This window comes from Exiguobacterium sp. HVEsp1, from assembly GCF_002009685.1.
GTDB lineage: Bacteria > Bacillota > Bacilli > Exiguobacteriales > Exiguobacteriaceae > Exiguobacterium > Exiguobacterium profundum.
On record NZ_KV917367.1, the window covers coordinates 520703 to 540900 of the forward strand.

Annotated in this window: 15 protein-coding genes; 13 read left to right on the forward strand and 2 right to left on the reverse strand. The window is 49.8% G+C overall.

Features of this window, described 5'->3' with window-relative positions; translation table 11 throughout:
* Nucleotides 1-7 precede the first annotated feature (7 nt).
* From purD to ligA, 9 genes are all read left to right on the forward strand, one after another.
* Entirely contained in the window at nucleotides 8-1261 is a 1254-nt protein-coding gene (purD, locus tag BV910_RS02750) for a phosphoribosylamine--glycine ligase (protein ID WP_078146258.1), read from the forward strand.
* A gap of 90 nt (nucleotides 1262-1351) precedes the next feature.
* Nucleotides 1352-3640: a bifunctional diguanylate cyclase/phosphodiesterase gene (locus BV910_RS02755; protein ID WP_078146259.1), complete on the forward strand. Its 2289-nt coding sequence runs from the start codon at nucleotides 1352-1354 to the stop codon at nucleotides 3638-3640.
* A gap of 182 nt (nucleotides 3641-3822) precedes the next feature.
* On the forward strand, nucleotides 3823-5565 hold the full coding sequence (locus BV910_RS02760) for an adenine deaminase C-terminal domain-containing protein (protein WP_078146260.1): 1743 nt from the start codon (nucleotides 3823-3825) through the stop codon (nucleotides 5563-5565).
* Nucleotides 5566-5632: 67 nt separating this feature from the next.
* Nucleotides 5633-5938, forward strand: a complete 306-nt coding sequence (locus BV910_RS02765; protein WP_015880718.1) for a YerC/YecD family TrpR-related protein — start codon at nucleotides 5633-5635, stop codon at nucleotides 5936-5938.
* A 35-nt stretch (nucleotides 5939-5973) separates the two neighbouring features.
* A complete protein-coding gene (locus BV910_RS02770; RefSeq protein ID WP_078146261.1) occupies nucleotides 5974-7356 on the forward strand; it encodes a TrkH family potassium uptake protein in 1383 nt (460 codons plus the stop codon).
* A 12-nt stretch (nucleotides 7357-7368) separates the two neighbouring features.
* Complete coding sequence (locus tag BV910_RS02775; RefSeq protein WP_074037828.1) at nucleotides 7369-7602, forward strand: hypothetical protein; 234 nt, start codon at nucleotides 7369-7371, stop codon at nucleotides 7600-7602.
* Nucleotides 7603-7691: 89 nt separating this feature from the next.
* Nucleotides 7692-8372 (forward strand): heptaprenylglyceryl phosphate synthase, encoded by a 681-nt coding sequence (gene pcrB, locus BV910_RS02780; protein WP_078146262.1) that lies wholly within the window; start codon nucleotides 7692-7694, stop codon nucleotides 8370-8372.
* 38 nt (nucleotides 8373-8410) lie between these two features.
* Nucleotides 8411-10627, forward strand: coding sequence for a DNA helicase PcrA (pcrA, locus tag BV910_RS02785; protein WP_078146263.1), 2217 nt, complete (start codon nucleotides 8411-8413; stop codon nucleotides 10625-10627).
* Nucleotides 10628-10636: 9 nt separating this feature from the next.
* Nucleotides 10637-12631 (forward strand): NAD-dependent DNA ligase LigA, encoded by a 1995-nt coding sequence (ligA, locus tag BV910_RS02790; protein WP_078146264.1) that lies wholly within the window; start codon nucleotides 10637-10639, stop codon nucleotides 12629-12631.
* A gap of 215 nt (nucleotides 12632-12846) precedes the next feature.
* On the opposite strand, the gene BV910_RS14880 is transcribed toward ligA, so the two are convergent.
* Nucleotides 12847-12999 (reverse strand): hypothetical protein, encoded by a 153-nt coding sequence (locus BV910_RS14880; RefSeq protein ID WP_240499779.1) that lies wholly within the window; start codon nucleotides 12997-12999, stop codon nucleotides 12847-12849.
* A 449-nt stretch (nucleotides 13000-13448) separates the two neighbouring features.
* Here BV910_RS14880 and BV910_RS02800 point away from each other — a divergent pair, with 449 nt between their 5' ends.
* From BV910_RS02800 to clpB, 4 genes are all read left to right on the forward strand, one after another.
* Nucleotides 13449-14927 carry an LPXTG cell wall anchor domain-containing protein gene (locus BV910_RS02800; protein WP_078146265.1) on the forward strand — a complete coding sequence of 493 codons (1479 nt, stop codon included), beginning with the start codon at nucleotides 13449-13451 and terminating at the stop codon, nucleotides 14925-14927.
* Nucleotides 14928-15057: 130 nt separating this feature from the next.
* Nucleotides 15058-16230: a CamS family sex pheromone protein gene (locus BV910_RS02805; protein ID WP_015880725.1), complete on the forward strand. Its 1173-nt coding sequence runs from the start codon at nucleotides 15058-15060 to the stop codon at nucleotides 16228-16230.
* A 140-nt stretch (nucleotides 16231-16370) separates the two neighbouring features.
* Nucleotides 16371-17240 carry a DnaJ C-terminal domain-containing protein gene (locus BV910_RS02810; RefSeq protein WP_031420934.1) on the forward strand — a complete coding sequence of 290 codons (870 nt, stop codon included), beginning with the start codon at nucleotides 16371-16373 and terminating at the stop codon, nucleotides 17238-17240.
* Nucleotides 17241-17259: 19 nt separating this feature from the next.
* Nucleotides 17260-19851, forward strand: a complete 2592-nt coding sequence (clpB, locus tag BV910_RS02815; protein ID WP_078146266.1) for an ATP-dependent chaperone ClpB — start codon at nucleotides 17260-17262, stop codon at nucleotides 19849-19851.
* A gap of 31 nt (nucleotides 19852-19882) precedes the next feature.
* On the opposite strand, the gene BV910_RS02820 is transcribed toward clpB, so the two are convergent.
* Nucleotides 19883-20185, reverse strand: coding sequence for a hypothetical protein (locus BV910_RS02820; RefSeq protein ID WP_078146267.1), 303 nt, complete (start codon nucleotides 20183-20185; stop codon nucleotides 19883-19885).
* Between the last annotated feature and the right edge of the window lie 13 nt (nucleotides 20186-20198).

A 20198-nucleotide genomic window follows, 5' to 3' on the forward strand; every position in this document is an offset into this window, starting at 1 on the left:
TTGCATCATGAACGTATTGGTCATCGGTCGAGGAGGACGCGAGCATGCGCTCGCATGGAAGTTGAAACAAGACGGGCATCACGTCTTCGTTGCACCGGGCAACGACTTCATGGAAGGGATGACGTGCGCGTCGATCCATGAAACAGACGTGGAGGAGCTCGCCCATTTCGCAGAAGAGAACGAAATCGAATGGACGATTGTCGGACCGGAGTCGTCGCTCATGGCAGGAGTCGTGGACACGTTCCGCGACAAAGGGCTGAACATCTTTGGACCGACGAAAGCGGCTGCCTTACTCGAGGGAAGCAAGGCATTCGCCAAGGAAGTCATGATGGAAGCCGGGATTCCGACAGCGGCATACGAGGCGTTCACAGAAGCGGAATCGGCGCTTGCCTATATCGAGAAGTTAGGGGCACCACTCGTCGTCAAGGCGGACGGATTGGCTGCCGGTAAAGGCGTCACGGTTGCATTCACGGTCGAAGAGGCGGAAGCTGCCGTACGTGATATTTTCACGACGGATAAATTTGGGCAACAGTCACAAGTCGTCATCGAAGAGTTCCTCGATGGGGAAGAGTTTTCGCTCATGGCATTCGTCTCGGGAGAGCGTGTCATTCCGATGATCACCTCGCAAGATCATAAACGTGCCTATGACGGTGACAGGGGACCGAACACGGGTGGTATGGGCGCTTATAGCCCGATGCCACATCTTTCAAAGGACGTGTATGAGGAATCGGTGAAGACCGTATTAGAACCACTCGCGCAGACGATGGTCAAACGAGGCACTCCATTTGAAGGATTCTTGTACGCCGGTCTCATCTTGACGGCAAATGGACCAAAAGTCATCGAATTCAACGCACGTTTCGGTGACCCGGAAACGGAGGTCATCTTGCCGAATTTGAAATCGCCGCTCCTGGACGTGATTGAAGCAGTCGTTCGCCAAAAATCGTATTCGGTTGAGTGGATTGACGGATACACGATGGGTGTCGTCATTGCGGCCGAAGGGTATCCGGACCGACCAATCACGGGCCAGGTGTTATCAGGATTTGAGTCACTTCCGAAAGATGTGCTTGTCTTCCATGCCGGCACGACAAAGAAGGGCGATCAAGTCGTAGGGAGCGGAGGTCGTCTACTCGTTGTGACGGCGACGAAGCCGACACTGCTTGAGGCGAAAACGGCTGTGTATGTGGCAATTTCACAACTCGATTTACCTGAAACGTTCTATCGATCGGATATCGGGGCGCGAGCGTTTGAACACATTATTTAAAGGATGGGTCAACCCATCCTTTTTTTCATGCGAAAAAAAGGAAATGCCGATATCCTGTTCTACAATAATAAAGTAGCTTGAAGAAGGAGGGTGGTCGGCCTGCGTGTTCAAACAAAATTATTTATTGCGATAGCCGTGAACATCGTACTCTTCATCGGTGTCATTTTATTCGTCATCAAACCGTATTTTGTAGAGAAAAGTATTGAACAGGACAGGGCGATGACCCGCGATCAAATCGAAAGTGTGTCAGAAGTGTTCGCCAATCACCGACTTATGCTCGAGCGGATTCTTGTCGATTGGTCAGTTTGGACGAATGCCTATGATTTTGTTCAAAATCAGAATGAAGCATTCATTGAAAACAACATGGGGGAAGAGACACTCGAAAACTTAGGGGTCGGCGCAATGATTTTCCTCGACCGTGATCGAAAGGTCGTCTACTCGGAGTTTACTCAATTTTATGAATTGGATCGTGAAGAGGACAAAGAGATCTTCACGAACGACTTGATCCGTTACGTCAACTCGTCAGGAATCAAACAAAGTGCGGTGTATGGCACCGATTTCGGTCCGGTCGTCTTCATGAGTCATCCGATTTTGAGAAGTGATGGGACAGGAAAGCCGGGTGGGACGCTCGTACTCATTCAAAAAATCGGTCCAGACTTCATGGCCGCGATGAGTGCCCAAGCAAAAACGAAATTATCGATCAGCCCGCTTTCTCACCGGCAGTTGACGGTCGATGAAGACAATCAATTTGCACGTGTCTCGTTACCGCTTCAATCCGTCTATCAAGATGCGAACTGGGAACTCAACTTCTCGGTGAAGCGAATGTACTATACCAATACACAGACCATGTTAGAAACGGGGATGCTCGGGCTGCTTGTGCTCGGTCTTGGTCTATTGTTGACACTGTTTTGGTCGGTGAATCAAATTGTCACGAAACGATTGATGGGCATCGTCAACGAACTGAAATGGATCACGAAAGAACGGAATAGTCGGTTACGGATTCAGTTGCATCCAAATCAACAAGACGAGATTGAAGAGATGGCGATCAGCATGAACGAGGTGCTCGATGCACTCGAACAGACACAAAAAGAATCGTTGACGCGTGCCTTCCGAGATTCTTTGACCCGTCTTCCAAACCGATTGGCGGTCGAAGAGATGTTCGTGAGCTTACCGGAAACGACCCGGTCGATTGGAGTGATGGGAATCGATTTCGACAACTTCCGACGGATCAACGATCAATTTGGTCAGCGTATGGGAGATGCGATGCTGACGTTCTTTGCCTCTCGATTGATGTTTTATAAAGAGGATGGCTTCGTTGCAAGAATCGGAGCGGACGAGTTCATCTTGATTCATCCGGAATGGACGACCGAGGAGCTCATGATCATCGCCAATCAATTGGTGAAAGATTTGCGCGAATGGGGTTTGAAGCAAGGGATGAACCATTTGACCTTGAGTATCAGCATCGACGAATTGACTGGACCGACGCATCATTCCTATGAGGTGATGATGGCGCGACTCGATGTCGTCTTACACGAAGCCAAAGCATCCGGGAAAGATCAGATTCTTTCCTATCAGGAGATTAAAGATGGGAGTCATTACTTGCAGGCACTCGAAATGGAACGTGATTTACGTCATGCGCTGCGTCATGATGAGTTCGAACTTTATTACCAACCAATCGTCTCACCGCAGCCGTTTCAAGTTAGAGGAGTCGAGGCGTTGATTCGCTGGCACCATCCACAGAAAGGATTCGTCTCTCCCGGCGTGTTCATTCCGGTTGCGGAGCAACTCGGGCTCATCTCAGATGTGGGACGTTGGGTGCTTGTGCGCGCCATCACCGAGATTCAAGAGTACGCAGAGCGACTTGACTTATTTTTATCCATTAACGTCTCGAAACGTCAGATTTTAGACGGCTCGTTTTTAGAAGCGTTGGAGGAAACGATCGCTAAGACAGGATTTCCCCCACACCGGTTGCATGTGGAAATCACAGAGAGTGAAGTCGGTGGGAATGTGTATGAACTTCAACAATTCATTCAAGCGTTAAAGGCCATCGGTGTCAAAATATCACTTGATGACTTCGGTGTCGGAACATCGTCGCTTTCATACTTGCAATCCCTGTGTCTCGACATCGTTAAAATCGATCAAAACTTCGTGAAAGGGATTCCGGAGAATAAATTTGACCGCGCGCTGTTAGAAGGGCTATATCAAACTTTCCAAACGCTTGGACTCGAGATTGTCACGGAAGGGGTCGAGCGACCGGAACAGCTTGCGTTCGTATTAGAATATAGTGGTTCGCTCATTCAAGGTTATCATTACAGTAAACCGATTCCGGTCAATCAATTGCACCTGTACTTACGTAAAACCGTCATGACTCAAATTTGATGTAGGTGACTCTTCATAGGAAGAGTCGCCTTTTTTGTGAAAAATATATGTGAAATTTGTTACAATAGGGAACATAACTTGCGACCCATTCAGAGAAAAGGTAAACTTGAAACAGGTAAAGAAAACGCTTTCAAAATTATTCTTTTATAGCTTTGAAAGGGAAAAAGGGAGGATTGGGTTCGATGCCAACAAAAAGAACGGCGCGGGCACCGTGGTCTAAAGTGATGATTCGTTCACAACTTGAAGTCGTAGATCGATTGCGGCCACCTTCGCTCGTCTTACAAAACGCAACGTATTTGAACGTCTACGTAAAACAATGGAGAACCGCGAATATTTGGATTGAGGGAGATCGCATCGTGTATGTCGGTCCAGACTTACCAGAATCAGCGGTCGAAACGGTCGATGTGACAGGAAAGTATATTGTACCTGGGTATATCGAGCCTCACGCTCATCCGTTTCAATTATACAATCCGGCGACGTTGTCAAAATATGCAGGAGAGCGTGGAACGACGACGCTCGTCAATGACAACATGCTGCTTTTTTTACAAGAGAAAGAGCAAGCGTTTGCGCAACTCGATGCGATTCAACAATTGCCGACGAGTACATATTGGTGGGCCCGTTTGGATACGCAAACGGAGTTGGACCGGGAGAGCGTGGCTGTCGACTCGGAACGCATTCACGAGTGGTTTAACCATCCGGACGTCGTCATGGCAGGTGAATTAACGGCATGGCCGCGCGCCTTGAAGGGTGATGATGAGATGCTTCAGTGGATGCTTGACGCCGAAACGTGCGGTTTGCCGGTCGAGGGGCATTTTCCGGGGGCGTCGCCGAAGACATTGACTAAAATGGCGTTGATGGGAGTACACAGCGACCATGAGGCGATGACGGCGGAAGAGGCGTTCAATCGATTGGAACTAGGTTATACGACGACGCTTCGACATTCCTCGATTCGTCCGGACCTGCCGGAGATGATCCGTGATCTATTGGCAAATGGACTGACGGCGTTCGACCATCTCATGGTGACAACGGACGGTTCGACACCGGGCTTTTATGAGGACGGCATGCAGGATGCTCTTGTCCGCATTTTGATCGAAGCGGGATTACCGGCTATCGAAGCCTACCGGATTGTCTCTCATAACGTGGCTCGTCACTTTGACCTCGATCACATTTTAGGGGCGATTGCGCCAGGCCGTATCGCGCACTTGAACATTCTAGATGCCATCGAGGAACCGCGTCCGACGGCTGTGATTGCGAAAGGGCAATGGATTTATCGTGATGGGGTATCGCTTTTCCCGAACGAATTAGTGGAAGCAGTCCTCAATAAGATGCCGTCGACAGACGTTTCAATCGAACTGACGCCACAAGACCTATCTTTCAGCATGCCCGTCGGACTCGACATGATCAACTCAGTCATCATGAAACTGTTTAAAATTACGCATGACACGGGTCAAGATGCATTGCCGCGTGATGGAGACGAATCGTTTCTCATGTTGCTTGATAAAGAAGGGAAATGGCGATTGAACACAGTCTTGAAAGGTTTCGCCCGAGATTTTGGTGGACTTGTCAGTTCGTACTCGATCAGTGGAGACTACTTGATTCTAGGGAAATGTAAACAGGATATGTTACTGGCGTTCAAACGAATGAACGAGCTCGGAGGCGGGATTGTCCTCGTAGACCAGGGCGAAATCGTTGCCGAGATCCCGTTACCACTCTGTGGGATGACGTCGACGGAGCAACTCGAAACACTCATCGATCAAGAGAAACAGCTGCGAGACGAGCTCATGGCGAGGGGCTATCAGTTCGAAGATCCGATTTATACATTACTATTTTTAGCATCTACCCATTTGCCATATGTTCGGGCGACACCTCTCGGCATTTACGAAGTCATGAAGAAACAAGTACTATTTCCTGCGATTTTGCGATGAATAGTTGAGTCCGGGGCGCCCCTGCTTTAGAATGAGAAAGAAGTATGAGTAGAGAGGATGCTTGCGGATGCAACTCGATAAATTACGAGGTCGAGAGCTCGATCAATTGTTTGAAGCGATTTTGAAGCTCGAGACACTCGAAGACTGTTATCAATTATTCGAAGATTTAGCGACTGTTAATGAAATTCAAGCACTTGCGCAACGACTTGAAGTGGCGCGGCAAATTCGTGAAGGAAACACGTATCATAAAATTGAGGATGCGACAGGCGCCTCAACGGCCACGATTTCACGTGTGAAGCGATGCTTGAACTATGGGACAGGTGGATACGATCTCGCTCTTGAACGTCTACAACAAACAAAAGGTGACTCGTAAGAGTCATCTTGTTTTTGATGGAGGGGAGTGGCGAGATGCAACAGAAATTCATGAAACTGAACTTACAATTGTTCTTTCGAAGTTTAACACCGGTCCAAACACTCGTGTTAATTTATAGTGCGGCAGCGATTTTATCAGTTTTGCTCCTCGCCTTACCAATCGCCCATAAGCCTGGAGTGACGATCACGTTTACCGACCTTGTCTTCTTTGCGGTGAGCTGTGTCAGTGTCACCGGCCTGACACCGATTGTAGTCACCGATACCTTCTCCACGTTCGGCTTATTTATCATTCTGTTCATCGTCCAAGTGAGCGGTGTCGGATTGATCAGTTTGCACGTCATCATGTGGATCTTACTTGGGAAACGGATTGGGTTTAGGGAAAGACAACTGATTTTACGCGACCAAAACCAGACGTCCATGTCTGGTATTGTTAAATACATCACGGAAATCGTGATCACCGTTATCGCCATCGAGGCGGTCGGTGCCGTCGTGCTCGGGGTCCATTACTTAAATTATTTTGATACCATCGGAGAAGCCTTCTTACAAGGATTGTTCGGGTCGATCAGTGCGACGACGAATGCCGGGTTTGACATTACGGGAAGTTCGCTCGCGCCATTCCGTGAGGACCCATTCGTCATCTTTACGCAAATCGCGCTCATGACCGGTGGTGCCATCGGATTCCCGGTGCTTGTAGAGATTCGAACGTACTTGGTGAGCCGAATCACACGGAAACGTCACACGTTCCCGAGTCGATTCTCGTTGTTCACGAAATTGACGGTCTCAACCTTCTTTATTTTGATTGCCGTCGGTACGGTCGGCTTGTTCATCTTTGAATACAATAATGCCTTTAAGGACTTGCCGCTCTGGTTGGCACTTTCGGATTCGTTGTTCCAATCCGTGACGACACGAAATGGTGGTCTATCGACGGTCGATGTCAATCTATTCTCTGAAGCGAGCATGTTGCTCCTGTCCATCCTGATGTTCATCGGGGCATCTCCATCGTCTGTCGGTGGGGGGATTCGGACGACGACGTTTGCTGTAGCCGTTCTCGCTGTCATCGCCTTCATTCGCGGGGACTCGTCCATTAAAATTTTCGGTCGTGAAATCGTCCTTGAAGATATTTGGAAAGCGTTCGTGATCATTACGGTTTCGCTTGCCGTGTTACTATCAGGTGTCATGGTCATGGCTTATTTTGAGGATGCTTCGTTGACACGAATCTTATTCGAGGCGTGTTCTGCGTTCGGGACGACGGGTCTATCCGTCGGATTGTCTTCCGAGTTTAGTAACGTTGGAAAATGGGTGTTGACGATTCTCATGTTCATCGGCCGAATCGGCGTCATCGCCTTCATTCTCATCCTGCAACGGAGACAACCGAAGCGGATGTATAACTATCCAAAAGAATCAATCATCTTAGGGTAAGGAGATTGTCATATGAAAGCATTTTGGATCAACTTCGGATACGTCTTCATTGTTCCGGTTCTTCCGTTTATCGCCATCGTCAATGGAACGGCACTCTGTTCACCGGACTCGCCGCTCCTTGACATACCGGTGCTCGGATTCTTTTTAGCGAATCCGCTCTGGTTCGTTCCTGTTTACGGTCTATTCGCCTTGCTTGTTGCGAAATGGTTGACGGATCGGGAACGGAATCGTACGGCACGTTCGTGACTTGCTTCGGCAAGTCTTTTTTTGTTGGAGAGATGCACGGGAGGAAAAAAATCGATACACTATAGAAGGATTCGATAGGAGGGAATGAGTTGGAATTTCAGACGTGGCGACATGTGTTTAAACTAGATCCGAATAAGGAGCTCACAGATGAGGCGCTCGAGGCGCTCATCCATTCGGGGACCGACGCCTTTTTGATCGGGGGAACGGATGGGATTGATGCAGAGAATACATTTGCGCTTTATGCGAGAGTCCGAGATGCCGGGATTCCAATCGCACTTGAGATTAGCCATCCTAGTCAAGTCATCCACGGATTCAATCATTACTTCGTGCCCACCGTGCTGAATGCAGGAACTCCGGAATGGATCATTGGTCATCATGCCCGTGCGTTTGAACGATTCGGCCATTTCTTTGATGCTCGTCTTGTCACGGCTCAAGGATATCTCGTCTTAAACCCGGAGGCGAAAGTCGCTGACGTGACGGAAGCGCGATGCGATTTGACGATCGAAGAATCCGTGGCATACGCGGAAGTTGGACATCACTTGTTCCGTCTTCCCTCGCTCTATATCGAATATAGTGGACGACTCGGGAATCCTGATGTCGTCAAAGAGATTCGTTTGGCGTTACCTGATGCACATCTCTTTTACGGTGGTGGCATTGAGGGAGAAGAGACGGCACGATTAATGGGTGCACATGTCGACACGATTGTTGTCGGCAATATCATTTATGAAGACTTAGCTGGAGCACTTGCGACTGTACGAGCACTCCGATAAAATAAGAACAAACGTTTGGAACAAGGAAGGAAACGATTATGTATAATCTTAGCGAAGAATTAGTTAAAGGGATGAACCCGGAACAAGCAGAAGCGGTGAAGCATACGGATGGCCCGCTGTTGATCATGGCGGGTGCAGGGTCTGGGAAGACTCGTGTCTTGACCCATCGTGTCGCCTATTTGATGGCGGCGAAGCAAGTGGCACCGTGGAACATTTTAGCGATCACGTTCACGAATAAGGCAGCACGAGAAATGAAAGATCGGATTGCCCGTCTTGTGGGTGGTGTCGCCGAAGACATTTGGATTTCTACATTCCACTCCATGTGCGTCCGGATTTTACGACGCGATATCGATCGCATCCGCTATGACAGGAGCTTTTCCATTTTAGATGCCTCGGATCAATTGACAGCAATCAAACAGGTGTTGAAAGAATTGAACCTCGATCCGAAGAAGTACGAACCGCGTACCCTTCTCGGGATGATTTCAAATCATAAAAATGAGCTGCGTACGGCGAAAGATGCGGCTGCCCTCGTCGGGAACAATCCGTACGAGCGAATCATCTCGGACGTCTACACAGCGTATGAGAAAAAGTTGAAACAAAACAATGTGCTCGACTTTGACGACTTGATCATGAAGACGATTCACTTATTTCAAGAAGCACCGGACGTGTTGGCGTTCTATCAGAAGAAATTCAAGTACATCCATGTCGATGAGTATCAGGATACGAACCGTGCCCAATATACGCTCGTCAAACTTCTCGCACAGGCACACGAGAATTTATGTGTCGTCGGGGATTCGGATCAGTCCATTTATCGTTGGCGCGGTGCCGACATCGCCAATATCTTGACGTTCGAGAAAGATTATCCGAGCGCCCATGTCATCTTGCTCGAACAAAACTATCGTTCGACGAAACGGATTTTAGAGGCGGCGAACGGTGTCATCCAAAACAACGCTTCCCGGAAAGAGAAGAACTTGTGGACTGAAAATGATGAAGGAGAGAAACTGTTGCTCCATGTCGCATCGGATGATCGCGACGAAGCGTTCTTCATCATGAACCAGATGAAAGAGCTGAAGATGGAAGGGATGGACTACGGACAGATGGCGGTCCTTTATCGGACGAACGCTCAATCACGTGGACTCGAGGAGATGCTCCTCAAATCGAACATCCCATACAAAATGGTCGGCGGGACGAAGTTCTATGAGCGAAAAGAGATCAAGGACGTCCTCGCATACTTGCGATTGATCGCCAACCCGGATGAGGACATCTCGTTCGTTCGCGTCGTCAATGAGCCGAAACGCGGAATCGGTGCCGCGACGATTGATAAACTAGGTGACTTTGCAGATATGCAAGGCGTCTCACTTATGGATGCGATTCGTGACATCGAATTGTCAGGCATCGCCCCACGCACTGCGACGAAACTCGCGGACTTCCGCCAAATGATGCTGGATTTACGGCAGATGGCGGACTACCTCTCCATTTCAGAACTCGTCGAAGAGGTATTGAAGAAAACAGGATATGAAGAGATGCTCAAAATCGAGAAGACGCTTGAAGCGGAAAGCCGACTCGAGAACTTGCAAGAGTTTCTGTCGGTCGCCCAAAACTTTGAGAAAGAGAGCGATGAACAGACGCTCGTCGCCTTCCTTACCGATTTGACGCTCGTCTCAGACCTCGATTCACTCGATGAAGTCGATGAGTCGCATCAAGTCACGTTGATGACGTTGCACTCGGCAAAGGGACTTGAATTCCCGGTCGTCTTCTTGATTGGAATGGAAGAAGGACTTTTCCCGCACAGCCGTGCCTTGAACGACGAGGAAGAGATGGAAGAAGAACGTCGTCTTGCGTATGTCGGAATCACCCGTGCCGAGAAGCGTCTCTATTTGACACGTGCCCAGTCACGGATGCTATATGGTCGCTTCCAAAACAACCCGGAGTCGAGATTCTTGCATGAGTTGCCGGAAACGTTGTTGGAGCGGTCCGGTAAGGCGAGAAAACCGATGCCGTGGAACCCGGTCGAGTCACCAGGGAAGTTACCGGTGAATGGCTTTAGTTCGAAACCGAAGCCGAAACTCGCCCAATCGTCCGGTGCCGAAACGGTCGGATGGAATGTCGGCGACAAAGCGAATCATAAAAAATGGGGACAAGGGACGGTCGTACAGACACGTGGTGAAGGCGACCAACTCGAAGTCGACATCGCATTCCCGGAAGTCGGGATCAAGCGCCTATTGGCTAAATTTGCCCCTATCGAAAAAGCGTGAGGTGAGAATATGGAGATGGCAGAACGCGTAGAAGAGCTACGTCAAACGTTAAATCAATATGGTTACGAGTATTACGTACTCGACCGTCCGAGCGTGCCGGATTCGGAGTATGACCGATTGATGAACGAATTGATTCAAATCGAGACTGATTATCCTGAACTTCGAACACCGGATTCTCCGACGCAACGCGTCGGAGGGGCTCCGCTCGACGCATTCGTCAAAGTGACACATGACACGCCGATGCTCTCGCTCGGCAACGTCTTCTCGAAAGAAGAACTCGTCGAGTGGGTGGAGCGAATTGAGAAAGATCTCGGCTACACGCCGACATTCGTGGCAGAACTCAAATTTGATGGTCTCGCTGTCTCGTTAAAATATGAGAATGGCCGCCTCGTTCGTGGCGCGACGCGTGGGGACGGGACGACGGGGGAGGACATCACGCAAAACTTGAAGACGATTCGTTCCATCCCTCTCCGATTAAATGAGGACGTGACGTTTGAAGTGCGAGGTGAGGCGTACATGCCGAAACGTTCGTTTGAACAATTGAATGATGAACGAGAACGTAACGGCGAGCCACTTTTCGCAAATCCGAGAAACGCTGCTGCCGGTTCACTTCGACAACTCGACTCAAAAATTGCGGCGTCAAGAAATTTGGCGTTCTTCGCATACGGTTTGGTGTCGCAAGACGATCTCGTCGCGTCACATGACGAATCACTCGATTATTTGAAACGACTCGGTGTCGCAGTGAGCGGAGATTATACAACATGCCAGACGGCGGATGAACTGTGGGATTACATTGAGACATACGTGACAAAACGGAGTGACCTCCCATATGAAATTGATGGGATTGTCATCAAAGTGGCCGGTTATGAAGAACAAGAACAACTTGGTTTCACCGCTAAAAGTCCGCGCTGGGCCGTCGCGTACAAGTTCCCGGCAGAAGAAGTCGTGACGACGATCGAGGACGTCGATTTTAGTGTCGGTCGTACGGGGAAGGTCACACCACGGGCACGATTTGCCCCGGTTTCTGTGGCAGGTTCGACCGTGACGTATGCGACGCTTCACAATGAAGATTTTATAAAGGAAAAAGATCTTCATATCGGTGACCGAGTCGTCATCAAAAAAGCAGGAGATGTCATTCCGGCCGTCGTATCGGCACTGGCGAGTGAACGGAGCGGGGAAGAGCGGGTGATTGAATTCCCGACGCATTGTCCGGCGTGTGGGTCGGAGTTGATTCGACTCGAAGGAGAGGCGGATCATCGTTGCGTCAATCCGGAATGTCCGGCTCAACTGCTTGAAGGACTCATCCATTTCGTGTCGAGACAAGCGATGAACATCGACGGGCTCGGCGAGAAAGTCATCACGCAGCTTCACGAAGCAGGGCTCGTTCACAATGTGGCCGACCTGTATCGCTTGGACCGAGATGATTTACTTGGACTCGAGCGCATGGGCGAGACGTCAGTGACGAACTTGCTCTCGGCAATCGAACAGTCGAAGCAAAATTCATTGGAACGGGTGCTCTTCGCCCTCGGGATTCGACTCGTCGGACAAAAGGCCGCTTCTTTAATTGCAGAACGGTTCGAGACGATGGAGGCAATCATCGCGGCGACAGTCGAAGAATTGACAGCCATCGATGGTATCGGGACTAAAATGGCAGAATCGATCGTTCTCTATTTCGAAAAACCGGAAGCACGTGAACTCGTCAAAGAACTTTCAGAATCGGGAGTCAATCTTTCCTTCAAAGGAACGAAACGACCAACGACGGAAGGAGCACCGCTCTCTGGGAAGACAGTCGTATTGACGGGGAAGTTGCATGAGATGACACGTGGCGAGGCTGGGAAACAGCTTGAACTTCTCGGAGCGAGTGTAACGGGAAGTGTAAGTAAGAACACAGACTTGCTCGTCGCCGGTGAAAAAGCAGGTTCGAAGCTGGCGAAAGCGGAATCTCTCGGAATTGAAGTATGGGATGAGGCAAAACTGCTCGACTTTTTACATGAACAAGCATAAGACGTTCGCTTCGGCGAACGTTCAGCTTGTTGACAAATAACATGTTCGAACTCGTCCTTCCGGCGCCCACGCTTTCCTCAGGCAATCCCGGAGCCGCATCGCGACCTAGGTCGCTGCTGGGTCTCCGTCGGATTGCTTTCCTGAAGGAGTCGGGGCGCCGTCGGGCGAGCAACGCAAACGGTCGTCATCTGGCGGCCGTTTGTCTTTTTCTAAGGTCACGACAGCCGAAGAAAAAGCTCGGTATTTACTTTGAATCGATGTTTTAGAAAGGGAAGGTAAACGCCGAGATCATCCGCCTCGGGCTGCTGTTCAACATCCGTTCCGTTCGTCAGACCGTGAAGGGTGGATGGTGTCGACTTGTTGATCATTAGATCCGCCCCCTGTGTGTTCTTCTCACACCATTATATGGGACGAAGGACAAAAGGTGACCAAGAACGGGCAGGCGAGACTTCTGAGGGAATAGCAAGCAAAGGGAGACCCAGCAGTGACGCAGTCGCGATGCGGCTCCCTGCTTGCCCCTAGGAAAGCGAGCCGTGTCCGGATTGTGCATAAGACCTATACTTTGTCTACAGTCTGGACGTTCGCTTCGGCGAACGTTTTTTATTTTTCGGAAATAAATGGGATTGAGCAGGTTCGCACAAGCGTGTGAGGGGTATAGATTAACTAAATCAAAATGCTAATATATTTTTGCGAGAGAACCCTTTGACATCATGACGTTCACACACACATTCCTCTCATTCCTCTACGTGGTGAACGTCGTCATCGGAACGATTGCGATTCGAGCGCTTGTTTTCACCTTAGAGGAGGGACCAACATCATGACACACAACATCCAGCGCTTCGTTGCCGTATTTACCATCCTCATGTTCCTTTCAACCTTATTTGGGGTGCCTACCGCCAAAGCGAACACGACCACGTTCCGGTATATTCAAGTGAATTTGACAGATGAGGAAAGCGAAACATTATATGAATCAAGTCTCGTCTATGAAGGAATCACGTATTACGGGAGCCGTGAATCAGCTGACGTTTGGCGATTTATGATTGATGCGGAAGCAGTAGACGACTCGTTGATTGACCTCATCACGCTCTACAATGCGGAAGGTGTACCGTATACGTTTTCTCCAAACACCATCACGGAAGCCTATCCTGTCGAAGAGGAAGAACCGCCTGTTGTCACAGAACCAGATCTATCAGAAGAAGTGACGCCACCGGTTGAACCAGAACCAATCGTCGAAGAGCCGACGACTGAACCGACGTTACCGAAGCTCGCCGTTGAAGCAATCAATATCGCCGCAGTCGACCGAGCCGTTGTCGGAGGCGAAATATCGTATACGTTCATTGTAGAAAACACAGGAGACACGCCGATGACGGTGACAGAATTCTCTCACGAGTATGTGAGCGGAGACATCGATCATCAATCAATCGAATCGTTCAATCAACACGTATTTGATCGTTTGCATGAATTAATAGGAGAAGACGGTCTCTTGCCGGGGGAACGGGTGGAAGTGACAGAAGTCTTATCGATTCCGACCGGATATTCGTTCGACGCACATCCTGAAATCGGCAGTGTCTTTCAAGTGACCGGGCTAGATGAATTCAACCGGGTCGTCACATCAGAAAGTCAACAGATAATCCTTTTACAAACACCAGACTTCACCGTGAATGCGACGGTTGAGAAGGCGACCGTTCAACCGGGAGAGCCCGTTCGCTATACGTATACGGTCACCAATCCTTCGAAAGTCACCTTGTTTTTAGCGGACGCGATGCTCACATGGCCAAGCGGTGCCTTGACAGAAGAAGAACGAAACCAGGCAAATCAACGATTCACGGAGCAAGTCGAAGCAATTCCTACCTTCAGAGACGGACTCGGTCCGGAAGAAGAAGTGACGTTCTCGTTTGAGCTTCCGCTCCTCCCATCTTATGATGTGAGAGCCGGGGCTGAATTGATTCAACGTGCCACATTCATCTTCGAGGTGGATGAAGGGATCAGGGTTACTCGCTCCGTTGACGTACCGGTGGCGGTGAAGCAACCTGTTCCGGTAAAAGAAGAGCCAAAACAAGACGCTAACAAGCAGAAGACAGAGGTGAAAGCCACACCACCTGTCGTGAAAGTCATCGTCAAAGAGAGTGGAGCGAAACGAGTCGAGCACATCGATGAAGCCGATCCCTACGCACAAGGCGTACTTCCGATGACAGGCGAAGCGGATGATCTGTGGCACGTCATGCTCGGTACACTTCTCTTCGCGTCAGGACTCCTACTGTTGATTCGTCGCAACCACCCGTCAACGAAACCATAAATCGAAATCCCTTCTCGTTCATCCGAGAAGGGATTTGTTCTGATTCCGCTTCGATACTTTTTTCGTGGAACGATTTTGTTATAATGGACAAAGTGAAATAGGAAACGATGTTCAAAGGAGCTAGACATAGATGAAATGGAAACAACTCGTCATCCCGACAATCGCCTCGGCGCTATTGTTGAGTGGATGTTCAATGAAAATACCGATGGGTGAAGAAGAAGCGACACCAACTGGGGACGAAACAGCGGCCGAAGGCGTCACACAAGCGATTGAAGCCCGTGACTCATACTATCAGATGGTCATTCCGTTCAAACCGGCGGCAGCGAGAGGACTCGCCCAACGTCAAGTCAGTTCATCGTTAGAACTCGAAGAAGTCGAACTCGGTCTCATGCGTCACTCAACGGACGCGTTCGACCCGGAAAAGTTCGCTTATCAAGAGGGACAGCTGTTGAACGCGGAGGATGTATCTCGTCTGCTCGCACGGAAAGATAAAAGTAATGAAGGGTTGACCCCCTTGAACCCGGCTTATGCGGATGGCAAGGCAGAAGTCGAAGACGACAAGTTCGTCGATGCGAACAAGAAATCACCGCTTTATTTAGCTTCGATTGTCGAACAGAATTATATGACGAAAGAGGACAGCGGGTACCAGGTTGGGGGCGTATCGTTTGCACTTATTTTGAACCGTGAATATGTCTTCCAAGCACCGAACTATGGTCCGACGTATACCGTCAAACTCGATCAAAAGAAAGTAATCGCAGAAGGGGAACGTATGGCGAACGAACTCGTCTCCCAATTACGAAAGCGTGAAGACTTCAAGGACCTCGATATCAATGTCGCGCTCTATATGAAATCGACACAAGGTTCACCGACACCGGGGAACTACATCAAGTCGGCCTTCGTTGGGACGGCGGATCAAGTCAAATCGGGCGACTGGAAAGCGATCGATGAGAAGTACTACTATTTCCCGTCGACATCGGCGACGTCTGACGTACGCGAGGACGCTCAGAAATTTACGCTCTTCAGCGATCGGATTGCCGACCTTTTCCCGGACTATAGCGGGATGATTGGGAAGGGCTTTTATCAGAACGGAGATCTATCGAGAATGGAGATTGATATCCCGATTCAGTTTTACAGTCGCGCTGAGCTCGTCGGCTTCACACAACACGTGGTCGGCTTGCTCGAAAACCGTTGGGAATATAGCCGGAACGTTCCGGTTCGTATCAACGTGACGTCACTTGGCGGAGACCCTGAAGTGACGATTGTGTTTGAGGACGGCATGGATAGCCCGAAAGTCTACTTCTAATCGAGAAGAGGTTCGTTTTTTGAAACGAATCTCTTCTTTTTTTCGTATGAAAAGTGAAAGGATTATCTTTGACCTTATTTGACCAATTGAGTAGAATAGAGTTAACAGAAACGGGAAAGGGATAGGTGAGGTGAATCCATATGGCTAAAAACTATTACGACGAGCTCGGTGTCTCCAAGGAAGCGACCGAGCAAGAGATTAAACGTGCATACCGGAAACTGGCGAAACAATACCATCCGGACGTCAATAAAGACCCTGGCGCACAAGAACGATTCAAGTCGGTCCAGGAAGCGTTTGACGTATTGAGCGACCCAGAGAAAAAGGCGAACTATGATCGATACGGTAGCCCGGATGGACCGTCGTTCGGACAAGGGTTCGGTGGCGGTGGAGAGACTTACGGGGAAGGCTCGTCACAATTCGAAGATCTATTCCGACAATTCGGAGGCGGATCGCGTACGACCTCTCGGACTTTCGGATTTGAAGATATGTTCGGAAGCTTCTTTGACCAAGCAGTCGAGGAAGACTTGGATGAGACTGTTCGTGTCAACATCCCGCTCAGTCAATTGACGAAAGAGTCGAAAGTGAGTCTACGTCTTCAAACGGGTACCGTGAACGTCAAAATTCCACAAGGTGCCTACGAAGGTCAGAAGTTGCGGTTGAAAGGAAAAGGTAGCCGCGTCGGACAATCGGGGAACCGAGGAGATGTATATGTCGAACTTCACTTTGCGGATGACGATACGTATCGTCGTGAAGGAGAGCATATCGTGACCGTGAAACGATTGCGTCCGCTCGACTTTTTAGACGGGGCGAGCGTCATCGTTGCCACGCTCGACGGGGGACGCGTGAAGCTGAAAGTGAAACCGGGAAGCCGTCCGGGACAACGGATGCGGATTCCTGGTCGCGGTGTCATGACCGGCTCGAAGGTGCGGTCGGACTTATTCGTCCAACTCGAGGTCGACCTGCCTCTTGATGAGACGTACCGTTCTGTTTATGAGCAAATCGAACGTTAATGTATAAGGAGGAATCGTGATGGACTTTAATCGTTTTACAGATAAAGCACATGAATGCATTGTCAGTTCACAGGCGTTAGCGAAACAATATCATCATAGTGAAATCAATGAGTGGCACGTCTTGGCGTCCATGATTTCGCAGACGGACGGGATCGCGCCGTTGCTGTTTCAAAAAATGGAAATCAACGTGTCTGAGATTGAAGGCGAAGTCGCGCTTTCTTTAAGAAATGCACCAAAACTTCAAAATCCGACGACACCGATGATTTCGGCTTCTTTGCTGAACGTTCTAACGACGGCGGAGCGAGAAGCGACAGGGATGAACGATGAATACGTATCGGTCGAACATATTTTACTCGGCATCTTGTTGAACAGTAGTCAAGCACAGGCGATGCTCGAGCGAAAAGGGATCACAGAAGACCGTCTCCGTGAGGCGCTCGTCGCCGTACGAGGCAATCGTCGGATCACTTCGAAGTCGCCTGAAGCGACGTATGACGTCTTGACGAAATACGGACGAGACCTCATTCAAGAAGTGAAGACCGGGAAAATCGATCCGGTCATCGGACGGGATAGCGAGATTCGTCGTGTCATCCGGATTTTGAGTCGGAAAACGAAAAACAACCCAGTCCTCATCGGGGAACCGGGTGTCGGGAAGACGGCGATTGTCGAAGGGCTCGCCCAGCGTATCGTTCGTGGAGATGTGCCGGAAAGTTTGAAAGACAAAACCATCTTCAGTCTCGATATGAGTTCCCTCGTTGCCGGTGCGAAATATCGTGGGGAGTTCGAGGAACGTCTACAGGCAGTCTTGTCCGAAGTGAAAGAAGCGGAAGGCACCATCATCCTCTTCATCGATGAACTGCACACGATTGTCGGTGCAGGGAAGTCGGAGGGATCGATGGATGCCGGGAACATGTTGAAACCGATGCTCGCCCGAGGCGAACTGCATTGTATCGGTGCGACGACACTTGACGAGTATCGTCAATATATCGAGAAGGACCCGGCCCTCGAGCGGCGTTTCCAACAAGTACTTGTCGCTGAACCGGATGTCGAGGATACGGTTTCCATCTTGCGCGGTTTGAAAGAACGCTTCGAGATTCACCACGGGGTACGCATCCATGACAATGCGCTCGTCGCAGCGGCTGTATTATCCAATCGCTATATCACCGACCGTTTCATGCCGGACAAGGCGATCGATCTCGTCGATGAGTCGTGTGCAATGATTCGGACGGAGATGGAGTCGATGCCGGCTGAACTCGATGAATTGGTCCGTCGGGTCATGCAGCTTGAAATCGAAGAGGCGGCTCTTAAAAAAGAGAGCGATGCCGCTTCCATGAAGCGACTTGAGGCGCTTCAGCAGGAATTGGCGTCACTTCGTGAACAGTCTGACTCGTTACGTCTCCGCTGGGAGAATGAGAAGGAGTCGACGCACCGCGTACAACAAATCCGCGGAGATCTCGAGAAAGTACGTCTCGAGTTACAAGAGGCAGAGAGTCGTTACGATTTGAACCGGGCCTCGGAACTGAAATACGGACGAATCCCGGAGCTTGAGCGAGAACTCGAAGAAGCGGAACAGTTGGCGAGTTCGGTGACACGCGAACTCGTGCGGGAAGAGGTGACGGAAGAAGAAATCGCCGAGGTCGTCTCAAAATGGACGGGCATACCGGTGACGAAACTGACAGAAGGAGAGCGGGATAAGCTCCTCAATCTAGAAACGGTCTTGCATAAACGCGTGTTCGGACAAGATGATGCGATTCGTCTCGTCAGCGATGCGGTCATTCGGGCGCGTGCTGGCATCAAAGATCCGAATCGTCCGATCGGCTCATTCCTCTTCCTCGGACCGACGGGGGTCGGGAAGACAGAACTCGGGAAGGCGCTCGCAGAAGCGATGTTTGACTCAGAAGACCATATCGTTCGCCTCGATATGAGTGAATATATGGAGAAACATGCCGTGTCGCGTCTCGTCGGAGCGCCTCCTGGCTATATCGGATATGAGGAAGGCGGCCAGTTGACCGAAGCGGTTCGCCGTAACCCGTACTCGGTCCTCTTACTCGATGAGGTCGAGAAGGCACATCCGGACGTCTTCAACATCTTGCTACAATTGCTCGATGATGGTCGATTGACCGATTCGCACGGGCGCATCGTCGACTTCAAAAATACGATTGTCATCATGACGTCGAACATTGGGGCAGACATTTTGCTCGAGGCAGCGAGAGATGGTGTGATTGATGAAGATGAGGAGCGTCAAGTGCTCGACAAACTCCGTCGCCATTTCCGTCCTGAATTCTTGAACCGGATCGATGAAACGATTCTGTTCCATCCGCTCACGAAAGACCAAATCGGTCAAATCGTCGAGAAAGCGGTCGGACGGATGAGCGAGCGGCTCACGACACGCTCGATTCATATCGAGATCACCGACGCAGCCAAAACGTTCGTTGCCGACGAAGCGTATGAACCACAATTCGGTGCCCGTCCAATCAATCGTTACGTACAACGGACGATTGAAACGAAACTTGCCCGTAGCATCCTCGCTGGAGATGTCGAGGATGGTCAAACGGTCATCATCGATGTCGAGAACGGGGCGTTGACGTTACGTCCATCGACAATCAATGCATAAAGAAAGAGGAATCCACAACCGGATTCCTCTTTTATGTATGCCGACGCTTTCTTCTCAAAATCAAATAACTGATGCCTATAAAAATGAGATAGAGTACCGTCCCAAAAAATGAGTTGAATACCCATGGAATAGTTCCCATAAAGCTGGCACGGGTCGCTTCTTGAAACCAGAGCAGTAACCAAAAGAATAAGCCAAGACTTGTTGCGAGTAGCGTGTAAAATCCCATCATACCTTGTTTCGTCCATCGCTTGATTCCGAACCCGAGTAAAGTCGTAACGATAAAAATTGTACCCAACCCAATATAGAACAATCCGTCAATCGGTAATGACTGCACCTACGTGGCTCCC

What these genes read in the sequence shown, in the direction of transcription:
- BV910_RS02775 (WP_074037828.1), top strand. Translation starts at nt 7,369, where the DNA reads ATGAAAGCATTTTGGATCAACTTCGGATACGTCTTCATTGTTCCGGTT.
- BV910_RS02770 (WP_078146261.1), top strand. Translation starts at nt 5,974, where the DNA reads ATGCAACAGAAATTCATGAAACTGAACTTACAATTGTTCTTTCGAAGT.
- clpB (WP_078146266.1), top strand. Translation starts at nt 17,260, where the DNA reads ATGGACTTTAATCGTTTTACAGATAAAGCACATGAATGCATTGTCAGT.
- BV910_RS02810 (WP_031420934.1), top strand. Translation starts at nt 16,371, where the DNA reads ATGGCTAAAAACTATTACGACGAGCTCGGTGTCTCCAAGGAAGCGACC.
- BV910_RS02805 (WP_015880725.1), top strand. Translation starts at nt 15,058, where the DNA reads ATGAAATGGAAACAACTCGTCATCCCGACAATCGCCTCGGCGCTATTG.
- BV910_RS02760 (WP_078146260.1), top strand. Translation starts at nt 3,823, where the DNA reads ATGCCAACAAAAAGAACGGCGCGGGCACCGTGGTCTAAAGTGATGATT.
- BV910_RS02765 (WP_015880718.1), top strand. Translation starts at nt 5,633, where the DNA reads ATGCAACTCGATAAATTACGAGGTCGAGAGCTCGATCAATTGTTTGAA.
- ligA (WP_078146264.1), top strand. Translation starts at nt 10,637, where the DNA reads ATGGAGATGGCAGAACGCGTAGAAGAGCTACGTCAAACGTTAAATCAA.
- BV910_RS02800 (WP_078146265.1), top strand. Translation starts at nt 13,449, where the DNA reads ATGACACACAACATCCAGCGCTTCGTTGCCGTATTTACCATCCTCATG.
- BV910_RS14880 (WP_240499779.1), bottom strand. Translation starts at nt 12,999, where the DNA reads ATGATCAACAAGTCGACACCATCCACCCTTCACGGTCTGACGAACGGA.
- pcrA (WP_078146263.1), top strand. Translation starts at nt 8,411, where the DNA reads ATGTATAATCTTAGCGAAGAATTAGTTAAAGGGATGAACCCGGAACAA.
- purD (WP_078146258.1), top strand. Translation starts at nt 8, where the DNA reads ATGAACGTATTGGTCATCGGTCGAGGAGGACGCGAGCATGCGCTCGCA.